This is a genomic window from Sulfuricurvum sp. (assembly GCF_041651515.1).
Lineage (GTDB): Bacteria > Campylobacterota > Campylobacteria > Campylobacterales > Sulfurimonadaceae > Sulfuricurvum.
This window is the reverse complement of the sequence record NZ_JBAZJF010000015.1, coordinates 1-16,012: the sequence shown is the minus strand read 5'-3', so window position 1 is coordinate 16,012 and position 16,012 is coordinate 1. Positions and strand designations below refer to the sequence as shown.

The 16,012-nt window shown below is 45.5% G+C and carries 19 protein-coding genes and 1 pseudogene; 19 read left to right on the top strand and 1 reads right to left on the bottom strand.

Features of this window, described 5'->3' with window-relative positions:
* The first annotated feature begins 98 nt into the window (after positions 1-98).
* The 12 genes and pseudogenes from WC407_RS14640 to WC407_RS14585 all read left to right on the top strand — a co-directional run.
* Positions 99-260 (top strand): hypothetical protein, encoded by a 162-nt coding sequence (locus WC407_RS14640; protein WP_373023390.1) that lies wholly within the window; start codon positions 99-101, stop codon positions 258-260.
* Complete coding sequence (locus tag WC407_RS14635) at positions 260-466, top strand: hypothetical protein (protein ID WP_373023389.1); 207 nt, start codon at positions 260-262, stop codon at positions 464-466. Before WC407_RS14640 ends, WC407_RS14635 begins: the two co-directional genes overlap by 1 nt.
* Positions 463-930 carry a hypothetical protein gene (locus tag WC407_RS14630; RefSeq protein ID WP_373023388.1) on the top strand — a complete coding sequence of 156 codons (468 nt, stop codon included), beginning with the start codon at positions 463-465 and terminating at the stop codon, positions 928-930. The genes WC407_RS14635 and WC407_RS14630 overlap by 4 nt, the downstream gene beginning before the upstream one ends.
* Positions 923-2,929 carry a terminase gpA endonuclease subunit gene (locus WC407_RS14625; protein ID WP_373023387.1) on the top strand — a complete coding sequence of 669 codons (2,007 nt, stop codon included), beginning with the start codon at positions 923-925 and terminating at the stop codon, positions 2,927-2,929. Before WC407_RS14630 ends, WC407_RS14625 begins: the two co-directional genes overlap by 8 nt.
* A complete protein-coding gene (locus tag WC407_RS14620) occupies positions 2,929-3,093 on the top strand; it encodes a hypothetical protein (RefSeq protein WP_373023386.1) in 165 nt (54 codons plus the stop codon). The genes WC407_RS14625 and WC407_RS14620 overlap by 1 nt, the downstream gene beginning before the upstream one ends.
* A complete protein-coding gene (locus tag WC407_RS14615) occupies positions 3,093-3,260 on the top strand; it encodes a hypothetical protein (protein ID WP_373023385.1) in 168 nt (55 codons plus the stop codon). The genes WC407_RS14620 and WC407_RS14615 overlap by 1 nt, the downstream gene beginning before the upstream one ends.
* A complete protein-coding gene (locus WC407_RS14610) occupies positions 3,241-3,480 on the top strand; it encodes a hypothetical protein (RefSeq protein WP_373023384.1) in 240 nt (79 codons plus the stop codon). Before WC407_RS14615 ends, WC407_RS14610 begins: the two co-directional genes overlap by 20 nt.
* 518 nt (positions 3,481-3,998) lie before the next feature.
* Complete coding sequence (locus WC407_RS14605; RefSeq protein WP_373023383.1) at positions 3,999-4,211, top strand: hypothetical protein; 213 nt, start codon at positions 3,999-4,001, stop codon at positions 4,209-4,211.
* Complete coding sequence (locus WC407_RS14600; protein ID WP_373023382.1) at positions 4,208-5,752, top strand: phage portal protein; 1,545 nt, start codon at positions 4,208-4,210, stop codon at positions 5,750-5,752. Before WC407_RS14605 ends, WC407_RS14600 begins: the two co-directional genes overlap by 4 nt.
* The gene (locus tag WC407_RS14595) at positions 5,724-7,886 is read left to right on the top strand and encodes a hypothetical protein (protein ID WP_373023381.1); all 2,163 of its coding nucleotides are present in this window, start codon (positions 5,724-5,726) and stop codon (positions 7,884-7,886) included. The genes WC407_RS14600 and WC407_RS14595 overlap by 29 nt, the downstream gene beginning before the upstream one ends.
* A 54-nt stretch (positions 7,887-7,940) precedes the next feature.
* Positions 7,941-8,372 carry a DUF2190 family protein gene (locus WC407_RS14590; protein WP_373023380.1) on the top strand — a complete coding sequence of 144 codons (432 nt, stop codon included), beginning with the start codon at positions 7,941-7,943 and terminating at the stop codon, positions 8,370-8,372.
* 15 nt (positions 8,373-8,387) lie between these two features.
* A pseudogene (locus WC407_RS14585) lies at positions 8,388-8,693 on the top strand (DUF2190 family protein); the annotation flags it as partial.
* On the opposite strand, the gene WC407_RS14580 reads toward WC407_RS14585, so the two are convergent.
* Positions 8,693-9,202 (bottom strand): hypothetical protein, encoded by a 510-nt coding sequence (locus WC407_RS14580; RefSeq protein ID WP_373023391.1) that lies wholly within the window; start codon positions 9,200-9,202, stop codon positions 8,693-8,695. The pseudogene WC407_RS14585 and the gene WC407_RS14580 overlap by 1 nt on opposite strands.
* A gap of 240 nt (positions 9,203-9,442) precedes the next feature.
* Here WC407_RS14580 and WC407_RS14575 point away from each other — a divergent pair, with 240 nt between their 5' ends.
* From WC407_RS14575 to WC407_RS14545, 7 genes are all read left to right on the top strand, one after another.
* The gene (locus WC407_RS14575) at positions 9,443-10,168 is read left to right on the top strand and encodes a hypothetical protein (protein WP_373023379.1); all 726 of its coding nucleotides are present in this window, start codon (positions 9,443-9,445) and stop codon (positions 10,166-10,168) included.
* Entirely contained in the window at positions 10,161-10,646 is a 486-nt protein-coding gene (locus WC407_RS14570) for a hypothetical protein (protein WP_373023378.1), read from the top strand. Before WC407_RS14575 ends, WC407_RS14570 begins: the two co-directional genes overlap by 8 nt.
* A gap of 14 nt (positions 10,647-10,660) precedes the next feature.
* A complete protein-coding gene (locus WC407_RS14565; RefSeq protein ID WP_373023377.1) occupies positions 10,661-11,665 on the top strand; it encodes a hypothetical protein in 1,005 nt (334 codons plus the stop codon).
* A 34-nt stretch (positions 11,666-11,699) separates the two neighbouring features.
* Positions 11,700-12,206, top strand: a complete 507-nt coding sequence (locus tag WC407_RS14560) for a hypothetical protein (protein ID WP_373023376.1) — start codon at positions 11,700-11,702, stop codon at positions 12,204-12,206.
* Positions 12,207-12,475: 269 nt separating this feature from the next.
* Positions 12,476-12,613, top strand: coding sequence for a hypothetical protein (locus tag WC407_RS14555; RefSeq protein WP_373023375.1), 138 nt, complete (start codon positions 12,476-12,478; stop codon positions 12,611-12,613).
* Positions 12,585-14,939: a tape measure protein gene (locus WC407_RS14550; RefSeq protein ID WP_373023374.1), complete on the top strand. Its 2,355-nt coding sequence runs from the start codon at positions 12,585-12,587 to the stop codon at positions 14,937-14,939. The genes WC407_RS14555 and WC407_RS14550 overlap by 29 nt, the downstream gene beginning before the upstream one ends.
* A gap of 2 nt (positions 14,940-14,941) precedes the next feature.
* Positions 14,942-15,847: a glycosyltransferase family 9 protein gene (locus WC407_RS14545; RefSeq protein WP_373023373.1), complete on the top strand. Its 906-nt coding sequence runs from the start codon at positions 14,942-14,944 to the stop codon at positions 15,845-15,847.
* Positions 15,848-16,012: the final 165 nt, after the last annotated feature.

Genomic DNA, 16,012 nt, shown 5'->3' with positions numbered 1-16,012 from the left:
GTCAGGCCAGCCCGAAATGTTCCCGCAAAAAAATAATTAGGATAAAAGGAATAAAAGGTATTATATTATCAGTATAAACCTTAAAATTGGGGTAAATTATGCAGAAAATGAAAGCAGTCTCAATCACCCTCATCGGACCCGAAACCTTGTTCAACGGGGAAGAGCAAATCACTATCTCTGATATCGGCGAAATGATCATCGATGAAAAATTCAGAGTTAATGGCATTGTCCATGCAAAAACAATCGAGCAGGAGGGGTAATGCGCGAACCAGAGTTCGAAGTGCCGGTAAAAAAGCATCATATCAATCTTCCCGCCGAATACGACGCCCGGCTTCACATGCTTCAATCTCTCACCAGGAAGGGAAGCCAATCGGGAGCAGTTGCAATCGCAATCGATATCGGTGTGAAGGTTTTAAGGGAGATGGCGGACGAAAACAGGATAGCTTACCTTAATGGTTTTCGATGATCACCGACCTATCCGAACTCAGCTATGTTGACCCGAAGCTTCTTTCAACCCTCTTCGGGCGTTCAAAGTCTGCGGTAAAAACGTGGATAGACAAGGCTCAAGATTCCGGTGTTTCCAATGAGGACGGCACCGTTAATCTGGTAAAATTGATTCAATGGCGGGAAAAGAGCGGAGAGAATTCCGACAGTAAGGCTGAACTTGAGATTGAAAAGTTGAGAAAAGATATTGAACTTCAGGGCCAAAAGATACTTAAAGTTCAGGAAAATTATATCGAACGCTCTCTCTATCACCAGTATATTTCTTCCCTTTTCGTAACGCTTCGCAATTTCTTCGAGAAGATCCCGGCTTACCACAAACAGAAATTTCATATGATTTCAGGAGACGTTGCGGAAAAAAGATTATTCGATTTATTCAAAAACGCTATGGATGAAATAGCCAACGCGCCGGAAAAAACCAATGCCTGATAAGTTCCCCCCGATATCCTACGACTTTCCTATCCCGGAACACGTTCGCAACGCTGCACGGTTTAAGGATAAACCCCTTGCCGATAAGTGGTCAGAAGATAACTGGATTCTGACAAAGGTATATGCTCGTAAAGGAAAATTTCATCCTATTCAGTGGCAACGGTGGGTTATAAACCTGATTTGTACTTGGCGGGTAATTCACATTATTGCGCCGGTCCGAATGGGAAAAACAATGATTTCAGACATAATGAGATCGTACTGTATTGATGTTTACGACATGGGGGGAATGGTTGCCTACCCGACGAAAGAGCTTGTAGAATCGAATTTCAAGACTCGCATCATTCCTTCCCTCACAGAGATTCCGGTTATGAAAAAACACCTTACCGGTAAATCTGATGACCTGACCATAAAAATGATCATCCTAAAAAACTCGATTTGGAATACCGCAAGTGCACAGAATAGAAACGAGTTGGCTCAATACGGGGCACAGTTCTTTCAGGGTGATGAAGTGGCAAAATGGCAGGTGGTACGCTTTGACCCCGATGCTCTTATCGACGGTCGGCAGAAGGATTATACCGGAACAAACGATTATCGAAAGGTATATTCATCTTCTCCGTGGGAAGTGGGGGATATATTATACAAGGCAAGCTACAAGCCAGGATCATTGTTTATGGCTCCTCATGCTCTATGCCCGTGGTGTCATATCGGTTTTGAGTGGTCTGATTACCATATTCGTGAGAATCTCGCCAAGGATTCAAAATTGAGGAAAGACCCTATGAGAGTCAAAGGGATGAAGGAAAAAGCTGTAAGATACGAATGCCCAAACTGCGGGAAAGAGATACCTGAAGAGGCGCGGATGGATATGCTTGAACATACGATATGGGCTGCGCCTAAAATAGAAATCAAAGATTTTGAACAGAAGGCCGACAAAATACTCCCCGATGGAACGGTAATAGAGACAGAGGACCGGAGTAAAAAAGATAGAATATGTGTGAATTGGTCCCGACTTCTTGACTATAACTGGAAATTCTATGAATGTCTTGCCGCCTTCTTTGCTGCTCTGAAAGATCCCAAGCGGATGAGGGCATACACTGCTGAAGATATGGGGCGCTTCCCTAAAAACGAACTTGGCAGGCGTTCAATGGAGTTCGTTGCCGGAAAACGGTTCGGGTATCTTCAGTACGGTCCAGACGCCTTTATACCCGACTGGGTTCACGTTGTGACCTTCACCGCCGACACACAGGACAACGGTTTCTTCTGTACCCGCCGCGGATGGGGAAAGAATATGGAAACATGGCTTTTATGGCACGAGTTCATCGAGGCACCAATGGATGGCGACGCAAAGAACAAAGAAGAGGTTCTTGAGATTGTTCGACCGTTCCTTGAAAAGCCATTGCTTAAAAAGAACGGAACCAGGATGCATACCATTTTCGGACTCATTGACCGAGGGGGACATAGACCGGAGTATGTCGATTACCTTTGCGATCACATTACATGGCTGCACCCCTATGTGGGATTGACAGCTATTGATTATAAAAAGCCCATTATCATGAAAAGCGAATCCGGGAAGTCTCACCCTAAATTGTATGTCGGGCAAACCCGTCTTTTATCCGATCGGGTTGAGGGGCGCATGGGGAGCAAGATATGGCACCTTCCCGACGATGTTACCGATGAGTATTTATCGCAACTGCTCTCCCAATACTACGCCGAAGAGATCGACGAGCACGGACAGGTGAAACGTGATTTTATTTGCCTTCCGAATGACCATTACCGCGACAGCGAGAACCTACAAGAGGGTTGCGCTCTTGTCCTTGAGCTTGAGGACAAGCTGGTATCCGATGATTATATTAAGCGAATTGAGGAAAATACCAGGGACCGGAATAAAGAACAACCTCAAGTAGAACAGAAGAAAGAACCGCAAATACCGGCAATAAATCCACTTCAACGAAACATTCAACCATATAAAAAGCCGTGGCTATCGGCTATAAGGAGGCATTGATGACTGCTAAAGTTGAAATCAATAAGTTTGTTCCTGGAATGGGAATGGTTTTGGAGTATGAAATTTCTATAGAAGTTGATGATAAAGGAATGGACAATGCTGGTAAGATGGAACTAATTGAAGGGATTAAAGAAATAATATCATCAATAAAAGGAGGAAGATAATGTCAAGTAGAGCATTTTTAGAAGAAATAGCTGAACAACTCGGTTGTAATGCTGAAGATGTCGAAATAGTAGATGTCATACAACCACAAGACCAACGATACAAACGTAAGTTGAGAAAAATACTTAATAATTTTAAGGAGGAAACCGATGTCAAAGCGCAACCATAACGGAGTACCGAATATTCCGGTAGCACCGACGATTCCACCTGAACAAAAAAAAGAACCTGAAAAACTTGAAACACTTGTGCGTGGCTTCGTCCTTGCAGTGTCCGATAAAGACGCGCAGAATAAAGTAATCAGTGATCAAATGCGCGACGGATGGGAGCACTATGAATCTGTCCCGATGGGAGGAAATGAGATTTATTTGAGGTTCAGGAGGAAGCAATGAGGGTAAAATGCATAAAAAACATTACCGACCATCACGGGATGATAAATTTTGCTGAGGGCTTACTATATTCGGTATGGATGATAAGCGGTGAGTCGATTTATATTAACAGTAAAACTACGGCAAATATTATTAAAGAAGATACATTTTTTCAACATTTTGAAATTGTAGATGGTCCAATGATGCGATTTTGGTAAAACCAAAAAATCCAATAACTATCAACTAGTTACGGGCTTCGTCTTTCGTATTTTTGTATTATTTTTGCAGATTGAGCAACATCCAGCAACATCCAGCAACATTCCCGTATCATTCAGGCCTGTTCTCCACCGGCCTTTTTTATATCCAAAAATAAAAACATTGATTTTTATCTGAAATATGCTATATTGTAATTAATCGGTATATTTTACCGACAATAAATAATCGGGCAAGTTTCGGAATAATTACCCGAAATATGCAATAAGAGGACCAATGCGCTGGCGCATCAGTGTATTGGTCCTCTTTTTTTGCCCGGAAAGGTGTCTATGGCATTTACTGCAGCACATTTGGCGCAAATAGAGGCAGCAATTATTGCAAGAATGGCGGGGGCTAAAAAAGTAGTCATAGGCGATAAGGAGTTCGAGTTTCCAAATTTGTCAGACCTTATAAAACTAAGGGATCTTGTTCAGGGTGAAGTAAATTCCGCCGCCGATTCAGGTGTAATGAAAATTACCTTCACCGATAAGGCGACGATATGATCGACCGGGTAAAACGATCATTGGCCGAAATAGCGAAGATTTGGGGGAAATCCGTACCGGTTGCACCCGCCCCGCAGTCCCGATCAATGAACATCAGAGATATCATTCAGAAAGAACTTTCCCGCAGAAGTGATCACTACGCAGCCGGGTACACTAACCGGATACGCGATGATTGGCCGACAACGTCATCTATCCCATATACCGACATAAAGCAGCAGTTGAGTACCATTATCGCCCGATCCCGGCGTGAAATCGATAATAACGGAATTGCCAGCGGTATCCGCCGCACCATAGTGAACAACGTATGGGGGGAAGGTCCTATAGTTCAGGCACAGGTGAAACTATCGAATGGGGAAATACAGAAGGGTATCAACGACGAGCTTGAATACGCATGGATGCGACATTCTGAAGAACTGGACGCTACCGGGCAGTCGAACTTTGCCTTGTGGGGGAAAGAGGCGCTGGAAACCATAATCAGTTCCGGGACTGTACTTTTTAATCGTGTTCCGGCTCGAAAGGGTTCCTATCTCAACCTAGCATATCAGATGCTTGAACCGGACATCCTAGACACTTCCAAGGACGATCAGAAAATAACCCAAGATCAGAACAGGCCGGAAAAACAGGTTCTTCACGGAATCGCTATTGATGAGTATTATCGACCCGTTAAATACTGGATCAAAGGAATTAACAACGCAATTTCTGCAGAATACATGAAGCACTTTTACCAGCGAACGCGACCGAATCAGGTTATAGGCGTTCCGTGGCTTCATGCCTCCCTTCCCGATCTTTTTGATTATCGGGAGATCAAAGAGGATTACATGACTAAATTGCGAATTCTTGCGGACATCGCTTTGTGGTCTGATCCTTCCGGGGATGTGTTTTTCAACAACGTTACAAAAAACAGTGATGGTGAGGCACTATGGGAACCGGGGACGTGGATAAAGAGTAAGAACGAGCCGAAGGTTATCCAAGCCGACGGCGACCTTAATACCGCTCTAAAACCGCTTTTGAACCGGGTTCTTCTCGATGCCTGTTGTGGTGTTGGTACATCTTACATGGCAGTATCCCGCGACATGGACGGAGTTAATTTTGCCGCGTCCCGCACCAATCTTAACGAAGACCGGGCAGGGTACAAGGTTCATCGAACCTTTATGGACTTCCAAGTCTGTCAATGGATGTGGAATCAGTTTGTATATCAGTGCGTGATTGAGGGGAAGGTAACGATATCACCCGACAGGTTCCTCGCTGATCCGTACCGGTATACCCGCGTTTCTTTCCAGTTTCCAGCATGGGACTGGGTTGATCCGAAGGCGGACAGTGCAGCGATGGTGAATATGAAGGGCGCTGGCTTGAACAGCCTGAACGACATTTGCAGCAAGCGCGGTATTGATTGGCGTGATTATATCGATCAGGTTGCTACTGAAATCGATTACATAAAAAAGGCTGTTGCCGGTAAGGATGTTACGCCGGAAGAACTCATGGCCTATTTCAAAAATTCAGATGGAGTTGAAGATGCCGAAGAAAGCAAACCTGCAGAATAACACTGCACAGCGAGACGATTACCCGGTTGATCTGATTACCCGTTCGGCGAAGTTGAGCTTTGACGGATCGACGATAAACGAAGAGAAAAGGACCGTTGAGGCAATTATCGCTACCGCAGTACCGGTTACGGTTGTTGATCGTACCCGGTGGGAATTTGTTGATGAGATTCTCGATATTGATGGTATGGATATGCCGGAAAGCAGACAGGTTCCTCTGCTTGATAACCATTCACGATACGAGATTTCAGATATCGTCGGTTCTGCCCGTGAGATACAGAAAAAGGATGGGGTTGCCAGGGGATTAATAAACTTTTCTACCCTATCCGAAGATGCATGGACTCTTGTAAAAGAACGACATCTTACCGACGTATCTGCAGGATATCGTATTTATCCCGACAGCTCAATCTATATCGAAAGGGGATGTGAGGCTGAAATCAAGGGAAGGAAAATAAAAAACAGCGGTGAAAGGACGCTTGTTTACAGAACTAAATGGAAACTTCAGGAAGTGTCGTTGACTCCGATTGGTGCCGACGAAAACGCAAAAATGAGAAACAAGCCGCAAGGCAATGAAATAAATCGAAACGAAAACAACAATTCACAAGGAGTTGATATGCCTGATGAAGTCGCGAAACCGGTAACAGAAGTTCGGACGGAAACCCCGGCCAACCCTGCAATTACGCAGGAAAAGATTGATGAAGCGGCAACGAGAAAAGCGGTTGAGATGGCCGAACGGTCAACAACCGGAAAGAAAAATGTTGCCGATAAAGCCAAACTGATGGGTCTTACCGAAGATGAAGGGCGCTCGGCGATGGAGGGGCTTACCTTCTTCGATAAAGACCACGAACGAACGGCAACGGAAAAACTGTTCGAAATTCAGCGGAAGAAGATCGAAAAGAATGCAGTCCCCGCTTCTGCAATTGAAAGTGTAAGGGTTCACGTTGATGGATTCGACAACTTCCGAAAGGCTGCATCTCTGGCAATTTACCAGACGGCAGGCGGAACGATGACCGATGCGGAACGCGCCGAAGTGAAAAAGACCGCATACGGTGGACTCACCGTCCTTTCTTGTATGCGCGCCTTCCTTGACATGAACGGAGTGCGCGGTGCAGGATGGATGTCACCTATTGCCGTGTACAACAAATGTGTTGATATGCGGCGTTCGTTCGCAATTACCGGAGGGGATCTTGCGAATGTCTTTCTCGATGTCGCGAGCAAGGATATGGCGAGAGGGTACGCCGAAACTCCCGGAGTGCATGAACTTCTTTGCGGACGTGATACCGCGCAGAACTTCTTACCCAAGTATTCAATCAGCGTTTCCAACCTGGGAGACCTTGAGGAATTGAAAACCGGCGAAGGCTTCCCGATGACTTCGATGTCCGATTCGAAGGAAAGCGTACAGCTCAAAATATACGCTCTCGCAATCATCCTTGACTGGAAAGCGATTGTCAACGACAGCCTCGGAGCACTTGTCGGTATGCCTGCACAGCTTGGTGCATCCTGCCGCCGGACCGAAGAGATGTTATTCTGGACATTCTTCTACGGCACCAATATGGTAGGGCCGACAATGGGAGAAGATAGTACCGCAATGTTTACCGCGGGGCATAGGAACTTCATCGGTCGCGGATTGACCGGCGTAGGCGCTCCGACCACTACCACAATCGCCGCGGGGCGCAAGGCAATGATGAGACAGCAACTTCTTGCCCCGGACGGAAGGGCGTCAACGCAGTATATGAACCTTCCCCCGAAGTACATCATCGCCCATACCAATCTCGAAACGGCGATCAAGCAGCGCATTACCTCTTCGTTCGACATTGATTCTTCAGCGACAAGTAATGCCGCAGGAGTACCGAACCTTGATTATATCAGGGGTCTCATTCCGGTTCAGTCGCCCTATCTCGATGCGAAGATGGACGCTGCGACCAACGCTCACAACGGATGGTATCTCATGGCCGATCCGCGACAAGCTCCGGCGATCAACAAGGTATTTCTGTCCGGCATGGAAGCTCCGACGCTTCGCCAGAAGAACTCCGATGTTGCCGAACCGCTCGGAACTATTTACGACATTTACCATGTCGTCAATTTCGGTCAGGTCAATTACCGACCGGTATATGCCAATTACGGAGCGGATCAATAATTAAACGGGCGGGAAACCGCCCCATTTTCATAACGATCAAAAAGGAAAAAATATATGTCGAGAGAAGCATTTCTGGCGAAGCGGATAACAACGCAAGACGCCACCATGAGGTTTACACCGACCGCAGCAGTAACAGCCGGTGAGGTTGTCAAAGTTAATATATCGGCAACTAAATGTATCGCCGGTGTGAGCCTTGAGGCGATTGCCGCCAATGCTACCGGAACTCTGGATATCAAAAACATCTACGATTTCCCTACGGCTTCAGGCCAAACGTGGACAGCGGGAACCGCTGTTTATTGGGATCACGAAGGAAGTAAGGCTATTCCCGTCGCTTCTGTTAATGGTGAAGACGACTTCTGTCTCGGCACCTGTCAGCAGGCAAGGGCAACAACGGACAAGGCTTTCGTAAGAGTAAGATTGAACTTCGGTCCGAGTGAATACACTCGTATTTCGTCAAGTTCAAGTTCAAGTTCAGCATCGTCATAACGGAAGGAAATTAATATGGCAAGAGAAGCATTTCTTGCTGAACGCAGGACCGATCAAGACGCAACGATGCGTTATACGAATGCCACGGGTTCGGCACAGACAGCCGGGGAGGTGGTTAAGATTAACATATCGTCAACTACGGCAATTGCCGGGGTGCTTGAAGAGGATATTGCGAACGGTGAGGTAGGATCGATAGATATTATCAATGTATATGATTTTCCGTGTAGTTCGGCGCAGACTTTCTCATCGGGGGATCAGGTATATTGGAATCATGAGGGAAATAACGCGATACCGGAAGGGAGCGCAAACGGAACCGATGATTACTGTTTGGGTACTTGTATAAAGGCAAGGGCAACTACCGATAAGGCATATGTTCGGGTAGAGCTGAATTCGGGTTCGAGTAAATATATTCGAATATCGACGTCAAGCTCTTCGTCCAGCTCAAGCAGCAGTTCGTCGTCGTCAAGCTCGTCGTCGAGCAGTTCGAGTTCGTCGAGCAGCAGTTCAAGCTCGTCCAGTTCTTCGTCGTCAAGTTCGAGTTCTTCGAGCAGCAGCAGTTCAAGCAGCTCCAGCTCTTCGAGTTCAAGCAGTTCAAGTTCAAGTTCGTCAAGCAGCTCTTCGTCTTCGTCGAGTAGTTCAAGCAGCTCCTCTTCGTCTTCGAGCAGCAGTAGCTCATCGAGTAGTAGTTCGTCAAGTTCGAGCAGTTCGTCAAGTAGTTCGTAAAAACGGAGGCGGGACTTCGGTCCCGCATTATTTATGCAAACAACGTTCGACTCGATCTTTTTCAGTTCAAGCAACATCATGGCGGAACAAATATCCGGTTCTGCCAATGGTGCCGCAAGCACTTCTTTCTATGCTTGTGTTGAACGACACGGATTTGCGGCGTCGAGAATAAAAGGCGGACACGAAAACAATTTTACCCGGTGTACCGTCCATGTTTCGAAAACAGATTGGCCGGTAGTGACAAAGAATAAAGATACCATGACAATTTCCTTTAACGGGTCGCTAGAAGAGTTGAGAGTAACATCAATACTCTACGAGGATCCTTACAGCTACAAGGTGGCATTAGTATGATGTTCCCTACCGTAGCAATAAAAGGAAAGGTCAGATTCGCCGCCGAAGTATCTCACGCGCTTAGTAAGGCACCTGAAAAATTCAGAAGCGGTATTCTCGGATCGTTGCTTACCGAGCGCGACGGGTTTGTCGGGAGTAGTAAAAAAGACGGCGTGTTTACAAAAAAGATAATGAGAAAGAGTAATATTCGAGGCGGTCATTGGCCGCGCAATGTTGCTCGTATCTTCGGCGGACGGGTTGATGAACCGAGTAAAACGGAAATTGACGGAATGCGTCTTGTGATGGGTGTCGGGGAAAGCGGAAGGTCGAAGTATCGACACAAGGCCGGGTACGGGGTGGGAACTTATACCGGAGCACCGTTCCGTGATGTGATGGATTTCTTGAGTACCGGGGGGCCGCTATTCCCGCGCCTAAAAGATTATATGATAATGCCTATTTATCGTAATCTTGAAAACACAAAAAAGGTTGCCCAACAATGGAAGTTCATGAGGGACAACGATCTTCTCGAATGGGTACATGAAGGTGAGAGAATTTATTATTTCAAGAAAAATGGTACTGGGGGTTCGAGTGATCTTTTGTTTATCGGAATAAAAGCCGCAACCGTGAATCAGCAGTATAATTTTTACGGCGATTGGAACCGGCGCTTACCTTCAGTTTACAATCGGGTTCAGAAGAGAATCGACCGGATAACAAACCGTATCAACGGGAGCACTAATGGCTGATTGCATTGATGCACTGATAACTGCCAACATAAAATCGGTTCTTCAAACGGTTTCCGTTGCCAACGGGTACAATACCAATCTCGGAACAGTAGAGGAAAAACGGTCGGAATTTAATTCGTGTGCCGCCGCCGATACATTCACATTGTTGGTAAAGCTGCCTCCGGAATATGATGAAGATTACCAACACACAGAAATTGGATCTCTTGAATTTCTGATACTTTACTTTAACGGAAAAGACGACAGTAAGGGCAACGATCCTATTCAATATACAGACAGGAATGTCGGCGCTGACATTCAAAGGGCTTTGATGGTTGACAGAACTCGCGGCGGATATGCTTTGAATACTAAAGTTACTGGCCTCGGCCATAATATGTTTTATCAACCGAGTCCTCAAGGTTCCGATGTGGGAACGATTGCGACTTGGTTTTTAGTACAAATATTAAGAAGAATAGATGCAGACGATCCTTATCAGATTTAGCATAGGAGAAGAATATGAGCGACAGATTTGTAAGTGCGCTTGAGTGTTTTCTGTTGAGTTTACAGGCGGACAACGAAACGAAGAGAACTAACCTGAACAAAAACAATTTTATCGAAGTCATGGAAGGCTCTACTTCCGATGCCGATATTACCTGCGAAAAGGTGAAGATTGTTTCCGGGGTATTCGATCAGGAGATAGCTGTTCCGAGTACGTACGGAGCTTCTGCCACACTCATATTCCCGATGCGGTCCTTCGGATCAGGAGTCAAACCAGACTACCTGGATTGCTTTGAATGTGCCGACTTCGTTATTACAGAGAATGACGGATTTTACATTGCTACCCCGTCGAGCCTTGGCGGTAAGAGTGCGACGATATGGCATTATGAGGGTAAGGGAGGTACGACCAATGTGCACCAGTTATACAACTGGAAATGCGACTGGAAAATCAGCGGAGAAATGGGGAAGATGGTAAAGCTTGAATTCCCCGGTAAGGGTTCCCACTTTGCCTTTACGACAGCAGCAATGCCAGCGGTAAGCCGTATCAGGTCCGCAGTGCCAACCATGCTTGGAGCAACCATCCTTATTAACGGAGTAACATACAAACTTCTTACCTTCGATATCAGCGGAAATCAGCCGATTGAACAATGCCTTGACGGGACCGCCACATCCGGCCTTGGTGCCGGTGTTGTAACCGACAGGGAAATTGAACTCAATGCAAAGGTCTATATGGACCTTCGTTCAACCACTGATCCGATTGCAGCACTCAAGGCGCAGACTATCGGGGCTGTCCAGATTTATTGGGACAGTTCCGACATGAAGATCGATGCCACTTATTCGCAGATAACTGATGCGAAAAAGTCTGATCAGAATAAAGTAAGATGCTGGGACTTGAAACTTATTCTCACCCGCAATGATTTTCATTTGAGAATCGCCGGGGGGAACTCATCAAGTTCATCGTCATCGAGTTCGAGTTCTTCGAGCAGTAGCAGTTCAAGCAGCTCCAGCTCTTCGAGTTCTTAATTATAATTAAACATTAACCGTCGCGGAGGTTAGTATGTCAATTATTCCAATCTCACCAGATAAAGTTCTCACTCATAAGTGTGATAACGGAGATGAAATTTATTTCCGTTATCTCACCGGAGAATATCGAGCAAAATACCAGGACGTTCAGGACAGTCTTTATGTGAAGGCAAAGACTTTCAAGGAAGAGGCGGAAAAACTTTCTAAAACCACAATCAAAAATATGGGCAAGGAAAACGAATCTATTGATGACGCCACAAAACGAGTTATCATTCCTACCTTGGAACAATTGACGGCAAAGAAGTCGCTTGAACTCGCAAAAGAAAAAGGAATAATCACAGGGGCCGACGAAGACCGGCACATGGCCGAAGTGATAGACCTGTTTTGTACAGGTTGGAAAATTGAAGGTCAGCCAAACCGTGACCCTGGAAAGCGACCATCGGAATATTTTCAGATCACTTCAATGGTTGAACTCATGGGTATTCTTTCTGAACACATTGAAGAGCTTATGGGGTTGACGGTACAAGACCAAAAAAACTGAATGCCGCCGCAATAATACTGTTGAACAAAAACCTTTCGATGGTATTCAGTTGCAGAGAGTGCGGCGAAAACGAAGAGGTAAAAAAGGATAATGGGTGCGAAGTTAATGCGGAAAAAATGGTGTGGGAAACGAATTTTTGTTTCGTTTGTCATGGTACTGATAGCGGGTGTCAGCATTGCGAAGGCAGCGACCACATACCGGTATACAGGTGTCCGCGAGCACTTGCCGGAGAGGTTTGGTGGTTGCTGCCTTTCTTTACTGACTGGCGCTTGTCGAACCGTATCGCATGGCCGGATGGTAAATCGCGGCTGTATCAATATGTCAAACTTGCGGAAGCTTTCGACCTGTTAGACGGATTCGTCTACGAGGAAATGAGTCATGAGCCAAAAGGTACAGGTAATACTTGAAGTAACCAGCCGTGGGATGGACGCCTTCGGCAAGGTAAGTGGTACACTTGACCGCTTTCAAAACAAGGTTACTTCTGTATTTAACAGTATTGTAAACCTTCCGAATATTGTTGCCGGTACACTCGGAACCGGATTAATGGCTTCTTTCGTAAAGGCCGATATGCAGCTTGAGGCTATGGAAAATAGAATGTCGGCAGCGGTTGGAAAGTTCACCGATTCGGCGGAAGAGATGAAATACGTCCGCGCCGAAGCCGACCGTATGGGTTTGAAATTCGTTGACCTCGCTTCCTCATATTCAGGATTCGCAGCGGCAACCACCCGCGCCGGAATATCGATGGAGGAAACCCGTAGAATATTCAAAGATATTTCAGAAACGGCCGTATCGTTGAAGCTTTCCCCGGAGCGCGTAAAGCTTACGTTCATGGCTCTTGAGCAAATGGCAAGTAAGGGCGTAGTGTCTATGGAAGAACTTCGTAGACAATTGGGAGATTCATTCCCTGCAGCAATGGAGATTGGCGCTAAGGCAATGAACATGGGAACGCAGGAGTTCAATAAGCTTGTTGCTTCAGGGAATCTGCTTTCCGCCGATTTTCTGCCAAGGTTTGCCACACAGGTAAAAACTGAACTCGGTGGATCATTCGAAACTTCCGCACATCAACTACAGGCCAATTTAGGAAGGATTACAAACGCCTGGTTTGATCTTAAACAGAGTGTCGGCGATGTTATCAGCGCGGTAGTAAATGAAATGCTTCCGTCTTTAATGGAGAGAATGCAAAAGCTGAAAGACGATATCATTCTACATAAAGACGATATCGCAATGGCATTGAACAAAGTTCCTTACTATTTTGACAAGATACTCGAATCGATTACTGCCCTTGCGAAGTTCGTGTATGATTATAAGGATGCAATTTTTCTTATCGGTATTTCGTTTGCGTTTGCAAAGGCTGTCGTTGCCGTGAACAGCCTACGGATAGCATTTATTTCCCTTGGTCTTGCTTTGTACACAAATCCGATACTTGCCGTTGCCGCTGCCCTTGTTGGCCTTGGTGTAGTAGCTCAACAGACGCAGGGATGGACAAAGAAGTATGCAGAGAATGCAGCATTGCAGGACAAGGCAAAAGAGATCGCTAATCTACAGGAATTATTATCAGTATACGAACAACGAATTGACGATGTAAGGGAATCGACCGACGCCTATACGGGGGCGGTAAAGCAAACCCTCATCCCTAACCAGAAACTTGATGCTGAAATAAAAATTCTTGAAGGAAGGCTTTCTGAATTTGGAATATCGATAGAGGGCGGATTGATTGAGAAGGCCGGTAAGGCGATGGATAAACTTGATGAGCTTACCGGAAAAGTAAGGGCAACCGGAGAAGCGGCAAAAAGTTTTCAAGAGATAATTCCAGTTGCTCCAAAATCTGGAACCAAACAATCAAGGCTAAAAGACGAACGTGATAAAATTAAAACACAAAAGGAACGAACAGAACAATTCGATGCCAATGCGGCATGGCACGATCTTGTAATAAGGGGGAGCGAAGTAACGGCAGAGATTGCAGAAAAAGAAAAAGAGATGCAGGATACCGCAGTTTCCGCATGGCTTGAAGCATCGAGAAAAGGTCAGGATGCGGCTTATGATGTAGCGATAGCTCATGAAACTTCTGCCGAAAGAATGAAAAAAATATGGGAAGATGTAAAGGAAAGCATTGAGAATAGCATGAAGGGTGCCTTCATGACGATGGTGTCGATAGAAGGAACTATGAAGGAAAAGCTTCTCTCGATACTGAATAATTTCTATCAGACGGCAATGGGTTTTTTGTGGGATTATCTCGCAGAATACATCAAGGCAAAAATGACTGAAAGCGCAATCGGGTCAGCTCAATCTACAAAAACAAACGCCGAAAATATTTCCAACGCTGCAACCGGTGGAGTAAAGACGGCCATTGATGCTGGCGGATCGGTTGCGAAGATACCCTACGTGGGAGCCATTCTTGCAGCGGCCGCTATTTCTTCGATACTGGCAATAGTGTACTCTCAAATAAGCAAAGCGAAGGGATACGCGGCCGGAACGAACTACGCTGCACCCGGCCTTGCGTGGGTTGGAGAGAATGGAAGAGAATTGATGCAAATGAAGGGCGGAGAGCGTATATTAAGCAACAGGGATTCAATGAGAGCAATATCCGGTGGAAACATGACTGTCAACCTCACCATAAATGGGAATACAGATAAATCTACAGTCAACTATGCGGTGAATCGTTTGAAGCAGTTTCGAGATGATTATAATAACGCTATCAGGTACAGATATCTTAACCCTGCACTCGCGAGGTAGGAATGAAGATTATTTTCAAAAATTTCCAGAGTCCCGGCGATATCGTAGTTTCTACCGGAGCAATACGTGATCTTAAAAAACAGTATCCTGAATATGATATCAGAATGGATACCGCTTGTGGCGCGGTATGGGAATTGAATCCGCATCTTTCAAACATGAATAACGATGAAGCTGATGCAATTTTCAAATTTGATTACGAAGATATTCACAATTCAGGAAAATCAGGTCGTCATTTTTCTTCTGCATTCCATTTGACGATTGAAAAGCTTTTGAAAATAAGGTTAATTCAGTCTGAAATATGGCCGGAGATATTCTTGTCTGATGCTGAAAAGAAAGAAAGGTTGGTTGATGGTGATTACTGGATTGTGAACGCTGGGTTCAAAGATGACTTTCCGCTGAAGTCATGGGGGCATGAACGATACCAGAAGGTCGTTGATATGCTCAAGGGAAAGGTGAAGTTCGTTCAGGTCGGGGAAGCATCACTTGGACACACCCATATTCCCCTTGATGGTACAATAAACATGATCGGCAAAACGAGTTTGCGGGAATACTTCAGGCTCGCTTATCAATCGCAGGGATCTCTCGGACCGGTATCGATGCACCTACACGTATCAGCAGCATTCAGGAAGCCGTGCGTTATCATCGCCGGTGGAAGAGAGCCTTACCGGTGGGAAGCATACCCCAATCAGCGGTATCTGCACACAAATGGTTTTCTTGCCTGTTGTTCCGGGGATGGATGTTGGAAGAATTTTCTTGAATGGCAGATTGTACCTGAATTGAAGGAAATCTATAAAGATAAGGTATGCGTCAGAATGGAAGGAAGTTCGGCAAAGTGCATGAGCATGATAACGCCGCAACGTGTGGCTGATGAAATTTTAGGATACTATGAAGGGGTATTAAATGGTTAGTTTACATGAGTATCCTTCATATCAAAACTACGTCGATTGCCAGACGAAAAATAATTACAGAAAGCTGAAAAACATTTGGGTTATTGAGGACAATATAAAACTTCTTTCTGAATATGTAATATCAAAAATAACGGAACCCAAAACAGGAATATGCCATGGATCAAG